The 19,492-nt window shown below is 68.2% G+C and carries 15 protein-coding genes and 1 pseudogene; 6 read left to right on the forward strand and 10 right to left on the reverse strand.

Going from position 1 to position 19,492, the window contains the following annotated elements; genetic code table 11:
• Nucleotides 1-443: 443 nt before the first annotated feature.
• The 5 genes and pseudogenes from CHC02_RS13180 to CHC02_RS13200 form a co-directional block, all read right to left on the reverse strand.
• Nucleotides 444-872, reverse strand: a pseudogene (locus CHC02_RS13180) (proteasome-type protease); the annotation flags it as partial.
• Nucleotides 873-1,235: 363 nt separating this feature from the next.
• Nucleotides 1,236-1,970: a proteasome-type protease gene (locus CHC02_RS13185; protein WP_089391908.1), complete on the reverse strand. Its 735-nt coding sequence runs from the start codon at nt 1,968-1,970 to the stop codon at nt 1,236-1,238.
• Nucleotides 1,971-2,040: 70 nt separating this feature from the next.
• Nucleotides 2,041-2,835 carry a transglutaminase family protein gene (locus CHC02_RS13190; RefSeq protein ID WP_089391909.1) on the reverse strand — a complete coding sequence of 265 codons (795 nt, stop codon included), beginning with the start codon at nt 2,833-2,835 and terminating at the stop codon, nt 2,041-2,043.
• On the reverse strand, nt 2,832-3,782 hold the full coding sequence (locus CHC02_RS13195; protein ID WP_089391910.1) for an alpha-E domain-containing protein: 951 nt from the start codon (nt 3,780-3,782) through the stop codon (nt 2,832-2,834). Before CHC02_RS13195 ends, CHC02_RS13190 begins: the two co-directional genes overlap by 4 nt.
• Before the next feature lies 1 nt (nt 3,783).
• Complete coding sequence (locus CHC02_RS13200; RefSeq protein WP_089391911.1) at nt 3,784-5,193, reverse strand: circularly permuted type 2 ATP-grasp protein; 1,410 nt, start codon at nt 5,191-5,193, stop codon at nt 3,784-3,786.
• A 372-nt stretch (nt 5,194-5,565) separates the two neighbouring features.
• Between CHC02_RS13200 and ydcS the strand changes: the two genes are divergently transcribed.
• The 5 genes from ydcS to CHC02_RS13225 all read left to right on the forward strand — a co-directional run bounded on the left by ydcS (nt 5,566) and on the right by CHC02_RS13225 (nt 11,080).
• Nucleotides 5,566-6,705: a putative ABC transporter substrate-binding protein YdcS gene (ydcS, locus tag CHC02_RS13205; RefSeq protein ID WP_089391912.1), complete on the forward strand. Its 1,140-nt coding sequence runs from the start codon at nt 5,566-5,568 to the stop codon at nt 6,703-6,705.
• 182 nt (nt 6,706-6,887) lie between these two features.
• Nucleotides 6,888-7,907, forward strand: a complete 1,020-nt coding sequence (locus tag CHC02_RS13210) for an ABC transporter ATP-binding protein (RefSeq protein WP_089391913.1) — start codon at nt 6,888-6,890, stop codon at nt 7,905-7,907.
• Nucleotides 7,904-8,809, forward strand: coding sequence for an ABC transporter permease (locus CHC02_RS13215; protein ID WP_089391914.1), 906 nt, complete (start codon nt 7,904-7,906; stop codon nt 8,807-8,809). Before CHC02_RS13210 ends, CHC02_RS13215 begins: the two co-directional genes overlap by 4 nt.
• The gene (locus tag CHC02_RS13220) at nt 8,799-9,605 is read left to right on the forward strand and encodes an ABC transporter permease (RefSeq protein ID WP_089391915.1); all 807 of its coding nucleotides are present in this window, start codon (nt 8,799-8,801) and stop codon (nt 9,603-9,605) included. Before CHC02_RS13215 ends, CHC02_RS13220 begins: the two co-directional genes overlap by 11 nt.
• 50 nt (nt 9,606-9,655) lie before the next feature.
• Nucleotides 9,656-11,080 carry a gamma-aminobutyraldehyde dehydrogenase gene (locus CHC02_RS13225; protein ID WP_089391916.1) on the forward strand — a complete coding sequence of 475 codons (1,425 nt, stop codon included), beginning with the start codon at nt 9,656-9,658 and terminating at the stop codon, nt 11,078-11,080.
• 478 nt (nt 11,081-11,558) lie between these two features.
• Here the strand turns inward: CHC02_RS13225 and CHC02_RS13230 are convergent, their stop codons facing one another.
• From CHC02_RS13230 to CHC02_RS13250, 5 genes are all read right to left on the reverse strand, one after another.
• A complete protein-coding gene (locus tag CHC02_RS13230; protein WP_089392057.1) occupies nt 11,559-12,521 on the reverse strand; it encodes a PDR/VanB family oxidoreductase in 963 nt (320 codons plus the stop codon).
• A 62-nt stretch (nt 12,522-12,583) separates the two neighbouring features.
• Complete coding sequence (locus tag CHC02_RS13235) at nt 12,584-14,032, reverse strand: NAD-dependent succinate-semialdehyde dehydrogenase (RefSeq protein WP_089391917.1); 1,449 nt, start codon at nt 14,030-14,032, stop codon at nt 12,584-12,586.
• Nucleotides 14,033-14,084: 52 nt separating this feature from the next.
• The gene (locus CHC02_RS13240; protein WP_089391918.1) at nt 14,085-15,206 is read right to left on the reverse strand and encodes an aromatic ring-hydroxylating oxygenase subunit alpha; all 1,122 of its coding nucleotides are present in this window, start codon (nt 15,204-15,206) and stop codon (nt 14,085-14,087) included.
• Nucleotides 15,207-15,343: 137 nt separating this feature from the next.
• Nucleotides 15,344-16,948, reverse strand: a complete 1,605-nt coding sequence (locus CHC02_RS13245; RefSeq protein ID WP_089391919.1) for a BCCT family transporter — start codon at nt 16,946-16,948, stop codon at nt 15,344-15,346.
• Nucleotides 16,949-17,187: 239 nt separating this feature from the next.
• The gene (locus CHC02_RS13250) at nt 17,188-18,273 is read right to left on the reverse strand and encodes a tartrate dehydrogenase (RefSeq protein WP_089391920.1); all 1,086 of its coding nucleotides are present in this window, start codon (nt 18,271-18,273) and stop codon (nt 17,188-17,190) included.
• Nucleotides 18,274-18,408: 135 nt separating this feature from the next.
• Between CHC02_RS13250 and CHC02_RS13255 the strand changes: the two genes are divergently transcribed.
• A complete protein-coding gene (locus tag CHC02_RS13255) occupies nt 18,409-19,323 on the forward strand; it encodes a LysR substrate-binding domain-containing protein (protein ID WP_089391921.1) in 915 nt (304 codons plus the stop codon).
• Nucleotides 19,324-19,492 lie beyond the last annotated feature (169 nt).

Genomic DNA, 19,492 nt, shown 5'->3' on the forward strand with positions numbered 1-19,492 from the left:
ATGTTCATCGTGACTCCCCCTCCGGGACTGTTGCCAACACATCAGTCTGGCACCTAGATGCCGTAGGAGGGAGGAGTCCATTTCATTGCCCTACGAGTTTGCCGGCTGACTCTGCGTTATCCGACAGCTCGGGACAGCCCCCTCTCCCTTCAGGGAGAGGGTTGGGGAGAGGGGACGGACTTCGCTCTGGCACCTCTGCCAACCCTGACTCCGCTCCCCCTCCCTAACCCTCCCCGCAAGCGGGAGAGGGGACCGTTCGGTGTGATGCGAAACCACGAAGCTCCCGGATTCCCATGTAGGGCGCATAACGCCTACGGCGTTATCCGCCAAATCGCGGACAAGGTCCGCGCCTACGGTTCCAGGAAGCACAGTCGTAGGAGCGGACTCCGTCCGCGATTGCCCCCCGCCACACAAAACCCTCCGGTGGCACAGCCCTCCCCCGGCTAGATGTTGTACTCCGGCGGCGGCGCCGGCAGTTGCGCCAGCAGTTCGTGCAGCCCCGCCGACCACTGCTTGCGGATGCTCGCGTAGTAGGCGTCCTCCTCCGTCACCCGGTAGCCCGCCGGGACGATCAGGCTGTCGCGGTGGTACACCAGCAGGTCCAGCGGCATGCCCACCGAGAGGTTGCTTCGAATCGTCGAATCGAAGGACACCAGCGCGCAGCGCAGGCCTTCGGCCAGGCTGGTGGTGAACTCCAGGTTGCGGTCGAGGATCGGCTTGCCGTACTTGCTCTCGCCCAGCTGCAGGAAGGGCGTGTCTTCCGTGGCCTGGATGAAGTTGCCCTGGGGGTAGATGCTGTACAGCTCCGGCGGGCCGCCGGCGATCTGCCCGCCGACCAGGAAGGAGCAGCTCAGGTCGGTGTTGCCGGCCAGGGGCGCGCCCTACGAGTTTGCCGGCTGACTCTGCGTTATCCGACAGCTCGGGACAGCCCCCTCTCCCTTCAGGGAGAGGGTTGGGGAGAGGGGACGGACTTCGCTCTGGCACCTCTGCCAACCCTGACTCCGCTCCCCCTCCCTAACCCTCCCCGCAAGCGGGAGAGGGGACCGTTCGGTGTGATGCGAAACCACGAAGCTCCCGGATTCCCATGTAGGGCGCATAACGCCTACGGCGTTATCCGCCAAATCGCGGACAAGGTCCGCGCCTACGGTTCCAGGAAGCACAGTCGTAGGAGCGGACTCCGTCCGCGATTGCCCCCCCGCCACACAAAACCCTCCGGTGGCACAGCCCTCCCCCGGCTAGATGTTGTACTCCGGCGGCGGCGCCGGCAGTTGCGCCAGCAGTTCGTGCAGCCCCGCCGACCACTGCTTGCGGATGCTCGCGTAGTAGGCGTCCTCCTCCGTCACCCGGTAGCCCGCCGGGACGATCAGGCTGTCGCGGTGGTACACCAGCAGGTCCAGCGGCATGCCCACCGAGAGGTTGCTTCGAATCGTCGAATCGAAGGACACCAGCGCGCAGCGCAGGCCTTCGGCCAGGCTGGTGGTGAACTCCAGGTTGCGGTCGAGGATCGGCTTGCCGTACTTGCTCTCGCCCAGCTGCAGGAAGGGCGTGTCTTCCGTGGCCTGGATGAAGTTGCCCTGGGGGTAGATGCTGTACAGCTCCGGCGGGCCGCCGGCGATCTGCCCGCCGACCAGGAAGGAGCAGCTCAGGTCGGTGTTGCCGGCCAGGGGCGCGGCGTCGCGGGCCACCACCTCGCGCACGGTGGCGGCCACCAGGGCGGTGGCTTCGTAGAGGGTGGGCACGCTGTGCAGGTTGGCCTGGGCGGTGTCGCCCAGGCGTTGCTTCAGCAGGTTCACCACCGACTGCGAGGTGGCCAGGTTGCCGGCGCTCTGCAGCACGATCAGGCGCTCGCCGGGCACGCCGAAGGTGAACAGCTTGCGGAAGGTGGCGATGTGGTCGATGCCGGCGTTGGTCCGCGAGTCCGAGGCGAACACCAGGCCCTCGTCCAGGCACATGGCTACGCAATAGGTCATGGGATGGCCTTCTTCTGGGGTGCCCGGGGAATACTAGACCACCGGGCGCCTTCGCCCGGCCCCGTCGGGCTCACTGCTGGCCGCGCAGCAGCGGCGCCACCACCCGCGCGTGCATCTGCTCGCCCAGGCCGCTGCCGCGGCGCATGCCGCGCACCGGGCAGGCGTCCAGGTAGTCCAGGCCCACCGCCAGCTTCAGGTGGCGCTCCGGGCGCGCCAGTTCGTTGGTCACGTCGAAGCTGTACCAGGCATCGTCCAGCCAGGCCTCGGCCCAGGCGTGGTTGGCCAGGTCCTGGTCGCCGCCGCGGTACAGGTAGCCGGAGACGAAGCGCGCCGGGATGCCCAGGCTGCGCGCGCAGGCGAGGAAGGCATGGGTGTGGTCCTGGCAGACCCCGGCGGCGCCGGCGAAGGCCTCGGCGGCGGTGCTTTCCACCCCGGTGGAGCCCGGCTGGAACGGCATCTGCGCGTGCAGGGCGTGCATCAGCCTGATCAGCGCCGCGCGGTCGCGGGCCTCGCCGCACTGCGCCAGGGCGAAGGCGCGCAGGGCGTCGTCGGGGGTGGTCAGGCGAGTGTGGCGCAGGAACGGCAGCGGCGACAGGGCATCGTGCTCGGCCTCGCGGCTCTCGTCGATCTCCACCAGGCCGCGGGCGCGGATCACCACGGCCTCGTGGGGTTCGTCGATGCTCAGCACGTGCAGCACGTTGCCGTAGGGGTCGCGCTGGGCGCGGGCCGGGCGCGGCAGCGTGAGCTCCCAGCTGAGCACGTGCTGGCGCTCGCTTTCCTGGGGCGTCAGGCGCAGGTACTGGATGCTGGCGCGCACCGGGTCGTCGTAGCGGTAGGTGGTGTCGTGGCTGATGGCGAGTTTCATACGGCCTCCAGATAGGAACTGTGGATTGCCCGGGCCAGTTGGCGGACCAGCAGGATGAAGTCGGTGAGCCAGGCGTGCAGGCCGTCACCGAGGATCTCGTCGATCGCCGTGTAGCGCAGGCGCGCGGCCAGCTCGGCGGCCAGGCGCTGCGCCGGCCGGCCGTTGTCGCCGGGCAGGGTGGAAAGGATGCCGTCCAGTTCCTCCACGCAGGCTTGCAGGGAACGGGGCACCTCGGCACGCAGGAGCAGCAGTTCGGACACGTGGCGGGCATCGGGCGAGCCACGGTAGATCTCGTTGTAGGCTTCGAAGGACGAGAGGGCGCGCAGCAGCGCGCTCCACTGGTAGTAACCGCGCGCCGAGGTGTCGCTGACCTCCTCGGCCTCCTCGCCGAGCAGCTCGTAGCGGGCGTCGAGCAGGCGCAGGGTGTTGTCGGCGCGTTCGATGAAGGTGCCCAGGCGGATGAAGCTGGAGGCCTCGCCGCGCATGATGGTGCCGTAGGTGGCGCCGCGGAACAGGTACGAGCGCTCCTTCACCCATTCGCAGAAGCGGCTGATGCCGTAGCGGCCCAGGCCCTGCTGGGCGATGCTGCGCATCTCCAGCCAGGTGGCGTTGATGTTCTCCCAGATGTCCGCGGTGATCCGCCCGCGCACCGCGTGGGCGTTGCCGCGGGCGGCCTGCAGGCAGCGGTAGATGCTCGCCGGGTTGTCGGCGTCGAGGGCGAAGAAGTGCAGCATGCGCTCGGGCTGCATCTTCCCGTGGCGCTCCAGGTAGTCGTCCATGGTGCCGGTGATCAGCAGCGGCATGGCCAGCTCGTCGGCGCCGCCGCCGCGGTCGTCCGGCGGCATCAGCGACAGCGAGTAGCTCACGTCGAGCATGCGCGCGAGGTTCTCCGCGCGCTCCAGGTAGCGGGACATCCAGTACAGGTCGGCTGCGGTACGGCTCAGCATCTCAGTCCTCCACCACCCAGGTGTCCTTGGTACCGCCACCCTGTGACGAATTGACGACCAGCGAGCCTTCGCGCAGCGCCACGCGGGTCAGCCCGCCGGGCACCAGGCGCGTCTCGCGGCCGGACAGCACGAAGGGCCGCAGGTCGATGTGGCGCGGGGCGATGCCGCTGTCGACGTAGGTCGGGCAGGTCGACAGGCACAGCGTCGGCTGGGCGATGTAGGCGTGCGGGCGGGCCTTGATGCGTTCGCGGAAGGCCTCGATCTCCTGGCTGCTGGCCGCGGGGCCCACCAGCATGCCGTAGCCGCCGGAGCCCTGGGTTTCCTTGACCACCAGTTCCGGCAGGTGCGCCAGCACGTGGGACAGGTCCTGGGGCTTGCGGCACTGCCAGGTGGGTACGTTCTTCAGGATGGGTTCCTCGGACAGGTAGAAGCGCACCATGTCGCCGACGTAGGGGTAGATCGACTTGTCGTCGGCCACCCCGGTGCCGATGGCGTTGGCCAGCACCACGTTGCCGGCGCGGTAGGCCGCCAGCAGGCCGGGCACGCCGAGCATCGACTCGGGGTTGAAGGCCAGGGGGTCGAGGAAGGCGTCATCCAGGCGCCGGTAGATCACGTCCACCGGGCGCGGGCCGGCGGTGGTGCGCATGTACACGCGCTCGTCGCGGACGAACAGGTCGGCGCCCTCCACCAGCTCCACGCCCATCTCGCGGGCCAGGAAGGCGTGCTCGAAGTAGGCGCTGTTGAAGCGCCCGGGGGTCAGCACCACCACGCTGGGGTTGTCCAGCGGGCTGGAGCTGCGCAGGGTCTCCAGCAGCAGGTTCGGGTAGTGGTCGATGGGGGCGATGCGCTGCACGGCGAACAGCTCGGGGAACAGCCGCATCATCATCTTGCGGTCCTCGAGCATGTAGCTCACGCCGCTGGGGGTGCGCAGGTTGTCCTCCAGCACGTAGTAGCTGCCGTCGGCGTCGCGCACCAGGTCGACGCCGGCGATGTGGGCGTAGAGGTCGCGGTGCAGGTCCAGGCCCTGCATGGCGATCTGGTAGCCCTCGTTGGTCAGCACCTGCTCCGCCGGGACCACCCCGGCCTTGATGATGCGCTGCTCGTGGTAGAGGTCGGCGAGGAACATGTTCAGCGCCCGCACCCGCTGGATGCAGCCGCGCTCCACCACGCGCCATTCGCTCATGGGAATGCTGCGCGGGATGGTGTCGAACGGGATCAGGCGCTCGGTGCCCTGCTCGTCGCCATAGAGGGTGAAGGTGATGCCGGCGCGGTGGAACAGCAGGTCGGCCTCGCGCCGGCGCTGCTCCAGCGTCTCCGGCGGCGCCGCCGCCAGCCAGCGGGCGAATTCGCGGTAGTGCGCCCGGCACTGGCCATTCGCGTCATACATCTCATCGTAGAAAGTGCGGGACATGCCGAACTCCTTGTCGCCACCAGTACTCTTGCCATCGCAAGCCCCGTGCCATCGAAACAAAGCCTTTCGCTTCAACGACTTGCAAAACACGCCCTGCCCTGGCGCGCCACTTTGGTGCAGCCGGCGCGGGCAACGGGCCGGCACCGCCCCGTTTGGCGCCAACCGGGTCAGTCTAGGCCAGCGGCGGCAACCGGCCCGCCGGACTTGGGCCTATGCTTATGCCTGGACGGCGGCCGTGGGCTTGTAGCCCCCGCAGGGCGCGACTAGGCTGCCAGAGATGTCGATCTGCCATGACATGATGCTGTGCCCAGGTGCCCCGCCCGCGGTGCGGTACGGCCGCAGAGGCTCCTAACCCCTTACAGGAGTCCGACCATGCCTTCCCCGAAATTCGCCCCCCTGGCCTTCGCCGGCGTCTGCGCCCTGGCCAGCGCCGCCTCGCAGGCCGCCCAGAGCGGCGCGCCCGAGGGCGCCCTCGACATCATCGCCTGGCCCGGCTACATCGAACGCGGCGAGAGCGACAAGAACTACGACTGGGTGACGCCCTTCGAGAAGGAGACCGGCTGCAAGGTCAACGTGAAGACCGCCGCCACCTCCGACGAGATGGTCAGCCTGATGGCCAAGGGCGGCTACGACCTGGTCACCGCCTCGGGCGATGCCTCGCTGCGCCTGGTCTACGGCAAGCGCGTGCAGCCGATCGACGTCGGCCGGATCCCCAACTGGAAGAACGTCGACCCACGCCTGCAGGACGCGCCCTGGCACACCGTCGCCGGCAAGCACTACGGCACGCCCTACCAGTGGGGCCCGAACGTGCTGATGTACAACACCAAGGTCTTCCCCAAGGCGCCGGAAAGCTGGAGCGTGGTGTTCAAGGAACAGCAGCTGCCCGACGGCAAGAGCAACAAGGGCCGCGTGCAGGCCTACGACGGCCCCATCTACATCGCCGACGCCGCGCTCTACCTCAAGGCCACCGAACCCTCCCTGGGCATCCAGGACCCGTACCAGCTCACCGAGGACCAGTACGCCGCGGTGCTCAAGCTGCTGCGCGCCCAGCACGCGCTGATCCACCGCTACTGGCACGACGCGACCGTGCAGATGAGCGACTTCAAGAACGAGGGCGTGGCCGCCTCCGGCTCCTGGCCCTACCAGGTCAACGCCCTGCAGGGCGAGAAGCAGCCGATCGCCTCGACCATCCCCGCCGAGGGCGTCACCGGCTGGGCCGACACCACCATGCTGCACGTCGACGCCAAGCACCCGAACTGCGCCTACAAGTGGCTGAACTGGTCGCTGGAACCCAAGGTGCAGGGCGACGTCGCCGCCTGGTTCGGCTCGGTGCCGGCGGTGCCGGCCGGCTGCAAGGAAAGCCAGCTGCTCGGCGCCCAGGGTTGCGCCACCAACGGCTACGACCAGTTCGAGCGCATCGCCTTCTGGAAGACGCCGCAGGCCGAGGGCGGGAAGTACGTGCCCTATAGCCGCTGGACGCAGGATTACATCGCGATCATGGGCGGCAGGTAGCGCTCCGGCAACCGTAGGGCGAATAACCGTTCGCGGTTATCCGCCGCCTGGCCTCGGTTACCGCCCCACTCGGGTTCGACCCTGGGTGTAACGGCGTACAACCGCGAACGGTTGTACGCCCTACGTCGGGCGCTCCCCCATGCACTACCCTGTTAGAGCACACCAGCCACGCGGGTAGCGCCATGACCACAGCCGTCCAGTTCACCGAGGTGAGCCGCCACTACGGCGAGGTGAAAGCCGTCGACCGGGTGTCCATCGAGATCAAGGATGGCGAGTTCTTCTCCATGCTCGGTCCCTCGGGCTCCGGCAAGACCACCTGCCTGCGGCTGATCGCCGGGTTCGAGCAACCCTCCTCCGGCTCCATCCGCATCCATGGCCAGGAAGCCGCCGGGCTGCCGCCCTACGAGCGCGACGTGAACACGGTGTTCCAGGACTACGCGCTGTTCCCCCACATGAACGTGCTGGACAACGTCGCCTATGGCCTGAAGGTCAAGGGCGTGGCCAAGGCCGAGCGCCTGAAGCGTGCCGAAGAGGCCTTGAACATGGTCGCCCTGGCCAACTACGGCAGCCGCAAGCCGGCGCAGCTGTCCGGCGGCCAGCGCCAGCGCGTGGCCCTGGCCCGCGCCCTGGTCAACCGCCCGCGCGTGCTGCTGCTGGACGAGCCCCTGGGCGCGCTGGACCTGAAGCTGCGCGAGCAGATGCAGGTGGAGCTGAAGAAGCTGCAGCGCCAGTTGGGCATCACCTTCATCTTCGTCACCCACGACCAGGGCGAGGCGCTGTCCATGTCCGACCGCGTGGCGGTGTTCAACAAGGGTCGCATCGAGCAGGTGGACACCCCGCGCAACCTCTACATGAAGCCGGCCACGCCCTTCGTCGCCGAGTTCGTCGGCACCGCCAACGTGCTGCGCGGCGACCTCGCCCGGCGCCTGCTCGGCGAGGCCGGGGCCTGGTCGCTGCGGCCGGAGCACGTGCGCTTCGGCCAGGCGCGCGAGGGCGAACTGCAGGTCGCCGGCACCCTGGTGGACGTGCAGTACCTGGGCGCCGCCAGCCGCTACGAGATCGCCCTGGACGACGGCGGCCGGCTGGTGGCCGCGCTGCCCAACGGCGAGCGCGAGGAACTGCGCCCGCAGCCCGGCGAGGCGGTCAGCGCCTGCTGGGCGCGCAGCGCGCTGGTGCCGCTGCGCGAGGAGCCGCTGCCATGATGCGCGCGGTCTCCAGCTTCCTCTACCGGCGCGGCAACCTCTACCTGCTGATGCTGCTGATCCCGCCGCTGCTGTGGTTCGGGGTAATCTACGTCGGCTCGCTGTTCGCCCTGCTGTGGCAGAGCTTCTACACCTTCGACGACTTCACCATGGCGGTGACGCCGGAGCTGACCCTGGCCAACTACAAGGCGCTGTTCAACCCGGCCAACTACGACATCGTGCTGCGCACCCTGGGCATGGCCGTGGCGGTGTCCCTGGCCAGCGCCGTGCTGGCCTTCCCCATCGCCTACTACATGGCGCGCTTCGCCGGGCCCAAGGAGAAGGCCTTCTTCTATATCGCGGTGATGCTGCCGATGTGGGCCAGCTACATCGTCAAGGCCTACGCCTGGACGGTGATCCTGGCCAAGGGCGGCATCCTCTACTGGATCATCGAGAAGCTGCACCTGCTGGGGCCGCTGAACCTGCTGCTGGACGTGCCCGGCGTGGGCGGCAACACCCTGTCCACCTCGCACCTGGGGCGCTTCTGGGTGTTCACCTACATCTGGCTGCCGTTCATGATCCTGCCGATCCAGGCCGCCCTGGAGCGCCTGCCGCCGTCGCTGCTGCAGGCCAGCGCCGACCTGGGCGCGCGGCCGCGGCAGACCTTCGCCCAGGTGATACTGCCGCTGGCCTTCCCCGGCGTGGTGGCCGGCTCGATCTTCACCTTCAGCCTGACCCTGGGCGACTTCATCATCCCGCAGCTGGTCGGCCCCAGCGGGCTGTTCATCGGCACCATGGTCTACGTGCAGCAGGGCTCCATCGGCAACATGCCGCTGGCCGCGGCCTTCACCCTGGTGCCCATAGTGCTGATCGCCATCTACCTGTCCATCGCCAAGCGGCTGGGGGCCTTCGATGCACTCTGAGCGAGCTTCCTGGCCCCTGCGCCTGGCCGCCTGGGGCGGGCTGGTGTTCCTGCACTTCCCGATCCTGGTGATCCTGCTGTACGCCTTCAACACCGAGGAGTCGGCCTACAGCTTCCCGCTGCAGGGCTTCACCCTGCGCTGGTTCGCCGAGGTGGCCCAGCGCGGCGACGTGCTGGAGGCCATCTGGCTGTCGGTGAAGATCGCCTGCGTCGCCACCCTGGTGGCCATGGTGCTCGGCACGCTCGCCGCCGGCGCGCTGTACCGTCGCGACTTCTTCGGCAAGGAGGGCATCTCGCTGATGCTGATCCTGCCCATCGCCCTGCCCGGCATCATCACCGGTATCGCCCTGCTCTCGGCGTTCAAGACCCTCGGCATCGAGCCCGGCTTCCTGACCATCGTCATCGGCCACGCCACCTTCTGCGTGGTGATCGTCTACAACAACGTGATCGCCCGTTTCCGCCGCACCTCGTTCAGCCTGATCGAGGCCTCCATGGACCTGGGCGCCGACGGCTGGCAGACCTTCCGCTACATCGTCCTGCCGAACATCGCCACCGCCCTGCTGGCCGGCGGCATGCTGGCCTTCGCGCTGTCCTTCGACGAGATCATCGTCACCACCTTCACCGCCGGCCACGAGCGCACCCTGCCGCTGTGGCTGCTGAACCAGCTCACCCGCCCGCGCGACGTGCCCATCACCAACGTGGTGGCCATGCTGGTGATGCTGGCGACCATGCTGCCGATCCTCGGTGCCTACTACCTGACCCGCGGCACCAGCGACGTGGCCGGCGGCGGCAAGTGAACAGGCCCCCGCCCGGCGGGGAAGCAGCCACCGAACCAGAGGAGCCCGCCATGCAAAGCAAACTGCTGATCAATGGCCAGTTCGTCGCCGGCGAAGGCGAGAAGCTGGACATCCTCAACCCCTCCACCGGCGAAGTGCTGGGCCGGATAGCCGAAGCCAGCGAGGCCCAGGTGGACGCCGCCGTGCGCGCCGCCGACGCGGCCTTCGACGGCTGGTCGCAGAGCACCCCGAAGGACCGCGCGCTGCTGTTGCTGCGCCTGGCCGACAAGATCGAGGAGCACGCCGAGGAACTGGCGCGCCTGGAATCGCAGAACTGCGGCAAGCCCTACGCCGCCGCGCTGAACGACGAGATCCCGGCCATCGCCGACGTGTTCCGCTTCTTCGCCGGCGCCTGCCGCTGCCTGCCCGGATCGGCGGCCGGCGAATACCTGCCCGGCTTCACCTCGATGATCCGCCGCGACCCGGTGGGGGTGATCGCCTCCATCGCGCCCTGGAACTACCCGCTGATGATGGCCGCCTGGAAGCTCGGCCCGGCCCTGGCCGCCGGCAACTGCGTGGTGCTCAAGCCCTCGGAGCAGACGCCGCTGACCGCCCTGCGCCTGGCCGAGTTCATCGCCGAACTGTTCCCCGCCGGGGTGGTCAACCTGGTGTTCGGCCGCGGCCCCACGGTGGGCAGCCCGCTGGTCAGCCACGCGCTGGTGCGCATGGTCTCGCTGACCGGCTCGGTGGGCACCGGCAAGAGCATCATCCGCAGCGCCGCCGACAGCGTGAAGCGCCTGCACATGGAGCTGGGCGGCAAGGCCCCGGTGATCGTCTTCGACGACGCCGACCTGGCCGACGTGGTCGAGGGCATCCGCACCTTCGGCTTCTACAATGCCGGGCAGGACTGCACCGCGGCCTGCCGCATCTACGCCGGCAGGAAGATCTACGACAACTTCGTCGCCGACCTGGCCGGCGCCGTGTCCAGCCTCAAGACCGGCCTGCAGGACGACCCGGCCACAGAACTGGGCCCGCTGATCACCGCCAGCCAGCGCGAGCGCGTGTCCGGCTTCGTCGAACGGGCCAAGGCCAGCCCGCACATCCGCATCGCCACCGGCGGCAGCGCGGTGGCCGGCCAGGGCTTCTTCTACCAGCCGACGGTGGTGGCCAACGCCCAGCAGGACGACGAGATCGTGCGCAACGAGGTGTTCGGCCCGGTGGTCTCGGTGACCCCGTTCAGCGACGTCGAACAGGCCATCCGCTGGGCCAACGACTCCGAGTACGGCCTGGCCAGCTCGGTGTGGACCCGCGACGTGGGTCGCGCCAGCCGGGTGGCAGCGCGCCTGCAGTACGGCTGCACCTGGGTGAACACCCACTTCATGCTGTGCAGCGAGATGCCCCACGGCGGCTTCAAGCAGTCCGGCTACGGCAAGGACCTGTCGATGTACGGGCTGGAGGACTACACGGTGGCGCGGCACGTGATGATCAAGCATTGAGGCCGGCTATCGCGGACGGAGTCCTACGCCATGCCCCGCCTGCAGGAGCGGGCCCTGCCCGCGATTCGCGCGCAAGGCGCGCTCCTGCAGGTTGAAGCTGAACTACGCATTCATGCCGGACAGCCCCCTCTCCCGCTTGCGGGAGAGGGTTGGGGAGAGGGAACGGCGTCAATCCGCAGCACGGTGCCGCCGGTGAACGCCATTCGCGGACGAAGTCCCCTACGCCATGCCCACCTGGAGCGGGCCTTGCCCGCGAATCGCGCGCAGGGCCCGCTCCTGCAGGTTGAAGCTGAACTACGCACTCATGCCGGACAACCCCCTCTCCCGCTTGCGGGAGAGGGTTGGGGAGAGGGGACGGCGTCAATCCGCAGCACGGTGCCGCCGGTGAACGCCCTTCGCGGACGGAGTCCTACGCCATGCCCACCTGTAGGAGCGGGCCCTGCCCGCGATTCGCGCGCAAGGCGCGCGTTTCTCGGTGTCAGAGGTCGATCACCAGCCGCGGCGTGCGCGAGCGGGAGACGCAGAGCATCAGGCTCTGCTGCGAAGCCTTTTCCTCGTCGCTCAGGTACTGGTCGAAATGCTCCGCCTCGCCTTCGAGGATGGCCGTCTCGCAGGTGCCGCAGACGCCCTCGCGGCACAGGCACTCGACCTTGGCCGCCTTCACGTTCTCGATGGCCTGGAGGATGGTCATGCCCTCCTCCACCCGCAGTTCGCGGCCGGAGCGGGCCAGCACCACGGTGAAGGCGGCGCCTTCGGCCGGGGCGGCGGCGAACTGTTCCCAGTGCACGCGCTCATCGCCGATGCCGGCTGCTTTCGCGCCTGCGATCACCGCGTCGATCAGCGGCTTGGGCCCGCACACGTATACATGTGCATCCTCGGCCAGGCCGGCGAACAGCGCCTCCAGGTCGAGCTTGCGCGCCAGGCTGTCGATGTAGAAGCGCACGTGTTCGGCGTGCGGGCCCTGTTCCAGCTCGGCCTGGAAGGCGCCATGCTCCGGGCTGCGGAACGCGTAGTGCAGCTCGTAGGGCGTGGCGCCGCCTTCCAGGTCGTGCAGCTGGGCCAGGAACGGGGTGATGCCGATGCCGCCGGCGATCAGCACGTGGCGGCCGGCGCCGGGGTCCAGGGCGAACAGGTTGTTCGGGGTGGAGATGGTCAGCCGGGTGCCGACCTCCACCTGCTGGTGCATGAAGGCCGAGCCGCCCCTGGACTGCTCCTCCAGGCGCACGCCGATCTGGTAGTGGCTGAGGTCGCGCGGGTCGCTCATCAGCGAGTAGGCGTTGCTGAAACTGCCCGCCGGGTCCTGCACGATCACGTGGCTGCCGCCGCTGAAGGCCGGCATCGGCTGGCCGTCCTCGCGCACCAGGGTAAAGCGCCTGATCAGCGGCGTCGCCTGTTCCACCGCGCTGACGCGGACGCTGAACATCTCGTATTTGTTGGCCATCATTCACCTCGACTGCATCGGCGCGCGGCAGGCCCTGCCGCGCGCCGGAACCCGTTGCCCGCTCAGACGGCGAGGCACAGGTACTTGATTTCCAGATAGTCCTCGATGCCGTACTTCGAGCCCTCGCGGCCCAGGCCGGACTGCTTCACCCCGCCGAACGGCGCCACCTCGTTGGAGATCAGCCCGGTGTTGACGCCCACCATGCCGTACTCCAGGCGCTCGGCGACCTTGAACACGCGGCCGAGGTCGCGGCTGTAGAAGTAGGCGGCCAGGCCGTACTGGGTGGCGTTGGCCAGCTCGATCACCTCGGCGTCGGTGGAGAAGCGCACCAGCGCCGCCACCGGGCCGAAGATTTCCTCTTCCAGCAGCGCCATGCCCGGGCGGATGCCGGCCAGCACGGTGGGCTCGAAGAAGCCGCCGCCCAGCGCGTGGCTGCGGCCGCCCAGCACCAGCTCGGCGCCCTTGCCGACGGCGTCGTCGATCAGGCTGCGCACCTTGGCCACCGCCTTGTCGCTGATCAGCGGGCCGACCTGGGTGCCCTCGGCGCTGCCATGGCCGACCTTCAGTTCGCGCACGCGTTCGACGAAGCGGGTGGCGAAGCGCTCGTACACGGCGTCGTGCACATAGAAGCGGTTGACGCACACGCAGGTCTGCCCGGCGTTGCGGTACTTGGCGACCAGCGCGCCTTCCACCGCCGCCTCGATGTCCGCGTCGTCGAAGACGATGAAGGGCGCGTTGCCACCCAGTTCCAGGGAGACCTTCTTGATGGTCTCGGCGCACTGGCCCATCAGCAGGCGGCCCACCGGGGTCGAGCCGGTGAAGGTCAGCTTGCGCACCAGCGGGTGGCCGGTGAGCTGCGCGCCTATGGCCACGGCGTCGCCGGTGACGATGCTCAGCAGCCCGGCCGGCAGCCCGGCGCGCTCGGCCAGTTCGACCAGCGCCAGGGCGCTGAAGGGCGTCTCGTTGGCCGGCTTGAGCACCACGCTGCAGCCGGCGGCCAGGGCCGGGGCGACCTTGCGGGTGATCATCGCCGCCGGGAAGTTCCACGGGGTGATGGCCGCGCATACGCCTATGCCCTGCTTGATCACCAGCAGGCGCTTGTCGTTGCTCGGGCTGGGGATGACGTCGCCGTAGATGCGCTTGCCTTCCTCGGCGAACCACTCGACGAAGGAGGCGGCGTAGCGGATCTCGCCCAGGGCCTCGTGCAGCGGCTTGCCCTGCTCGAAGGTCATCAGCCGGGCCAGGTCGTCCTCGTTTTCCAGCAGCAGCTCGAACCAGCGGCGCAGCACCTGGGCGCGCTCCTTGGCGGTTTTCGCGCGCCAGCCTTGCAGGGCGGCGTCGGCGGCCTCGATGGCGCGGACGGTCTCGGCGCCGCCCATCAGCGGCACCTGGCCCAGCAGCTCGCCGGTGGCCGGGTCGGTCACCGCGACGGTGCGGCCGTCGTCGGCGTCGCACCAGGCGCCGGCGATGTAGGCCTGCTGGCGGAACAGTTTCGAATCGTTGAGTTTCACGCAAGTCTCTCCAGGCGCCGCCGCCGGCCGCACGGGCCGGCGGCGGTCGGCCTCAGGCGTCCAGGTGGGCGACGGCGATCAGGTTGTGGAAGTGGGCGATGCCGTGCTCGCTGATGCCGCTGCGCTGCTTGTCCACCATGATCCGGCCCTGGCCGCGGTAGCCGCGGGACTTCAGGCCCTTCTGCACGCTTTCCACCAGGCGCAGGTCCTCGGGGCGGAACACGTCGCGGTACCACTCCACCAGCACCTTCTGCTCCTCGGTCAACTCCTTGTCGAGGAAGTAGATGTCGTAGTGCTGCAGGGTGGTCTCGGCGTCCACCGGGAACTCGTAGATCACGGTCATGAAGTTGGCGCCCGGCGGCACGTTGAACATGGTGCAGGGCCAGGCCCAGAAGCCGGCGAAGGACGGGTCGGTGACCGACTCGTCGACCTTGAACGACTGCTCCGAGGACTTGGCGATGCCGTACTGCAGCGACCAGTTGCCGTGCAGGGTGTGGCCGTACTGGCCGACGTCCACCGAGTCGGCGAAGCTGGGGTGCGCCGGGCCGCAGTGGTAGCACTCCATGTAGTTGTCGACGATGGACTTCCAGTTGGCCGGGGTGCTGGTGACGAAGCGCGCCGCCAGCTGCAGGTCGTCGATCACCGCGCAGGCCTGGCGCATGCGGGCTTCCAGGCCCGGCAACTGGTCCTCGACGCTGCCGGCGTCGTTGTCCATGTTGATGAAGATGAAGCCGGCGTACTCCTCGACGCGCAGCGGCACCAGGCCGTAGTCGCCCTTGTCGAAACCCTGCACGGCGTCGCAGTTGCGCACGTGGGTCAGCTCGCCGTCGAGCTTGAAGGTCCAGGCGTGGTACGGGCAGGCGATGACGTTCTTGGCCTTGCCGCTGCCTTCCAGCAGCTGGTGGCCGCGGTGCGGGCAGACGTTGTAGAAGGCGCGCAGCACGCCGTCGCGGCCACGCACGACGATGATGCTTTCGCCGATCACCTCGCGGGTGATGTAGGCGTTGTTCTCCGCCACTTCGCTGCGGTGCGCCACGCAGATCCAGCTGCGGGCGAAGATGGCTTCCTTCTCGTGCTCGTACACCGCCTTGCTGGTGTAGAAGTGCGCGGGGATGGTGAAGGCTTCTTCGTGGTTGGCGCAGAAGTCGGCTGGCAGGCGTTGGAAGTCGTTCATCGGTTGGTCTCCGGTGTCGGGCACGGGCGTAGCCGTGCTTTTTACTTATTGGTTAACGGACATCTATTGGTTAACAAGCCGGGCAAAAAAATTTGCCGCAAGGTGCCCGCCTCCGCTCGGGAGGCGGGCCGTATCGCTTACTGCGCGGGCGCCGCGGCGGCCACCGGTTGCGGCTCGGCGTGGGGCTCCTCGCCGGCCAGGCGGGTGGCCTCTTCCTCGATCAGGTGCGCCGGCATCTGGCCGTAGTCCTGCACCATCCACTTGAGGAAGCCGTAGATCTTCACCAGCAGGATCGCCATGAACGGGATGGCGGTGAGCACCACGGCCGTCTTCATGGTCGACAGCGAGGCCTTGGCGAAGAGCATGGCCAGCGGCACCAGGGTCAGGGTCACGCACCAGAACAGCCGGTGGGTCGGCGTCGGGTCGTCGCCTTCCTGCAGGTTGCGGGTGCTGGTGGCGGCCACCGCGTAGGCCGCGGCGTCCATGTGCGAGGCGCAGAACACCGCCATGATGAACAGGTACACGGCGAGGAACGCCTTGCCCATCGGCAGGGCCGCCAGCAGCGTTTCCACCGCGCTCTCGCCGCCGTGCTCGCTGAGGATCTTCGGCACGTCGATGGCCCCGCTGATGAACTGGTGCATGCTGTAGCTTTCCAGCGCGCCGAAGAAGAACCAGCAACCGAAGCTGCCGCCCATCAGCAGGGCGAACACCACTTCCTTGATCTGCCGGCCGCGCGACACGCAGGTCACGAACATGGCCACGCCGGGCGCGTAGGACACCCACCAGAGCCAGTAGAACACCGTCCAGTTGCGGGTGAAGGCGCCATCCCCCGCCGGGTCGGTGAACAGGCTCATGTGCACGTAGTTCTGGATCATCAGGCCGATGGAATTGGCCGTGTTGTTGATGGTGAACTGCGTCGGGCCGACCAGCAGCACCACCGCGGCGAACACCAGGGCGCCGTAGCAGACCATCTTGCTCAGGTGCTGCAGGCCGCCGTCGATGCCGATGTAGGAGCTGAGCGAGAAGAGCACGGCGATCACGCCGATCACCAGCAGCTGCACCATGAAGGTGTCGGGGGTGCCGACCAGGCCGGACAGGCCGCGGGTGAGGGTCGAGGCGGTGAGCGCCAGGGACACGGTGAGCGCGCCCATCATGGTCAGCAGGAAGATCAGGTCCACCGCGCGGCCCACGGGGCCCGTGGCCTTGAAGCCGGTGACGGCCTCGACGATGGAGGCCAGGTTCAGGCCGCTCTTCTTGCGCACGTGGAAGTGGTAGGCCATGGCCAGCGAGGCCAGCGCGTAGATCGACCAGGCACTGATGCCCCAGTGGAAGAACGAGTAGCTGACGCTGTATTCCAGCGCCTGGGCCGACTCCGGCACCATGTTCAGGCCGGGGGTCTGGTAGTAGTAGGCCCACTCCATCACGCCCCAGTACAGGGTCGAGGAGCCCATGCCGGCGCAGATGAACATGAACACCCAGGTGGCGGTGGAGTATTCCGGCTTGCCGCTCCCCAGGCGGATGTTGCCGTACTTGCTGAAGGCCAGGTACAGCACCACCAGGGAACTGCCGAACACCAGCAGCTGCACGCTGGTGCCGAAGGTACGGGTGGAGAGTTCGAACAGGGTGTTGGCCAGTTGCCCGGACTGTTCCGGGAAGGCGGCCAGGCCGACCACGGTGAGCAGCACGGCGACAAGGCTTACGGTTATCAGGAACACATCAATCTTTTTGTTCTTGTGCGACATCAATCGACTCCTGGAGCTATGGAAGTCTCCCCGCCCGCGGGTAGGCAAATCCCGTCTGTGGGGTGGGAAGGGTTATTTCGTTCGGCTGGGCTCGCTCTCCTTTCTGTTAACCTTAAGTTAACTAAAATCCAATGGTTAACAGTTTGCCTGTAACTCCTCTTGCCTGCAAGCCTGAGGCGCAGGTCTCACGCGGCTTTCCGGATGATCGGCGGCCCGCGTCCCGGGCCGCCAGGGCGCACTCAGCCGGCGACGCGCGCGGCGATGGCCTCGCCCACTTCCCGGGTGGAGCGTTGGCCGCCCATGTCGCGGGTCACCTCGCCCGCGGCGATGACCTGCTCGATGGCCGCGAGGATGTCGTCGTGGGCGGCGCGGTAGCGCGCGTCGCCCTGGCCGAGGAAGTCCAGCATCAGCGCGCCGGACCAGATCATGGCGATGGGGTTGGCGATGTTCTGGCCGTAGATGTCCGGCGCCGAGCCGTGCACCGGCTCGAACAGCGAGGGGAACTTGCGCTCCGGGTTGAGGTTGGCCGAGGGCGCGATGCCGATGGTGCCGGCGCAGGCCGGGCCGAGGTCGGAGAGGATGTCGCCGAACAGGTTGGAGGCCACCACCACGTCGAAGCGCTCCGGCTGCAGCACGAAGCGCGCGCAGAGGATGTCGATGTGCTGCTTGTCCCAGGTGATGTCCGGGTACCCGGCAGCCATGGCCGCGGTGCGCTCGTCCCAGTAGGGCATGCTCACGGCCATGCCGTTGGACTTGGTGGCCGAGGTCAGGCGCTTGCGCTCGCGGGTCTGGGCCAGGTCGAAGGCGTACTTGAGGATGCGGTCGACGCCGCGGCGGGTGAACACCGACTCCTGCAGCACGAACTCGTTCTCGGTGCCCTCGAACATGCGCCCGCCCAGGGAGGAATACTCGCCCTCGGTGTTCTCGCGGATCACCACGAAATCGATGTCGCCGGGCTGCTTGTTGGCCAGCGGGCACGGCACGCCGGGGAACAGGCGCACCGGGCGGATGTTCACGTACTGGTCGAACTCGCGGCGGAACTTCAGCAGCGAGCCCCACAGGGAGATGTGGTCCGGCACCTTGTCCGGCCAGCCGACGGCGCCGAAGTACAGGGCGTCGAAGCCCTTGAGCTGCTCGAACCAGTCGTCGGGCATCATCTTGCCGTGCTGCAGGTAGTAGTCGCAGCTGGCCCACTCGAAGTGCTCGAACTCCAGCGCCAGGCCGTGCCTGGCCGCGGCCGCCTGGACGACGCGCAGGCCTTCGGGAAGGACTTCGTTGCCGATGCCGTCGCCGGCGATGGCGGCGATGCGATAGGTCTTGCTCATGCTGGGCACACTCTTGTTGGTATCAGGGCTGGTTGGTATCAGGGCTTGTTGGGTGTAGGGAAAGCGTGCCGCCCATGCTATAAGCGCCAATCGAAAACATAATCCCGCCATCCATGGATTCTTAAGACACGAATCGTGAACAATCTGCCGAACCTGGAAGACCTCGCCGTCTTCGTCCAGGTCGCCCGGCGCGCGAGCTTCGCCGCCGCCGCCGGCGAGCTGGGCATGTCCACCGCCTTCATCAGCAAGCGCATCCGCCTGCTGGAGCAGAACCTCGGCGTACGCCTGCTGCACCGCACCACCCGGCGGGTGTCGGTGAGCGAGGACGGCGAACGCGTCTACCACTGGGCGCTGCGCATCCTCGACTCGGTGCAGCGCATGGGCGACGAGGTCTCGGCGCTGCACCGCGAGCCCAGCGGCCAGCTGCGCATCGCCAGCAGCCTGGGCCTGGGCCGGCGCTTCGTCGCCCCGGCGCTGTCGGAACTGGCGGCGCGCTACCCGCAGCTGGACATCCGCCTGGACGTCCACGACCGTCTGGTGGACCTGCTGGCCGAGGGCGTGGACCTGGACATCCGCGTGGGCAACGAGATCGCCGCCAACCTCATCGCCAAGCCCCTGGCGCGCAACCGCCGGGTGCTCTGCGCGGCCCCGGAATACCTGGAAAGACGCGGCACGCCGCGCAGCCTGGCCGAGCTGACCAGCCACGACTGCCTGGTGATCAAGGAGCGCGACCACCCCTTCGGCATCTGGCACCTGGAAGGCCCGGACGGCGAGGAAAGCGTGAAGGTCACCGGTCCGCTGTCGTCCAACCACGGCGAGGTGGTGCACCAGTGGTGCCTGGACGGCCGCGGCGTGCTGCTGCGCTCCTGGTGGGACGTGCACGACAGCCTGGCCGACGGGCGCCTGGTGCAGGTGCTGCCGGAGTACCAGCAGGCGGCGGACATCTGGGCGGTGCACGCCTCGCCCCTGGCCAGCTCGGCCAAGGTGCGGGTGGCGGTGGAGTTCTTCCGCCAGTACTTCGCCGAGCGCTACACGCTGCCGGAGGGCTGAGCGCAGCGCGGGTTTCAATCCGATGGCACGGCCAACGGCGGATAACCGCGAACGGTTATTCGCCCTACGGTCGATTGCCCCCTCCACACGGAACCACCCGGTGGCACGCTCGTAGGGCGCATAACGCCTACGGCGTTATCCGCCATCGGACACCGGTGTTCCCCGGCAG

Source organism: Pseudomonas delhiensis, from assembly GCF_900187975.1.
In the GTDB taxonomy this organism is placed as follows: domain Bacteria; phylum Pseudomonadota; class Gammaproteobacteria; order Pseudomonadales; family Pseudomonadaceae; genus Pseudomonas; species Pseudomonas delhiensis.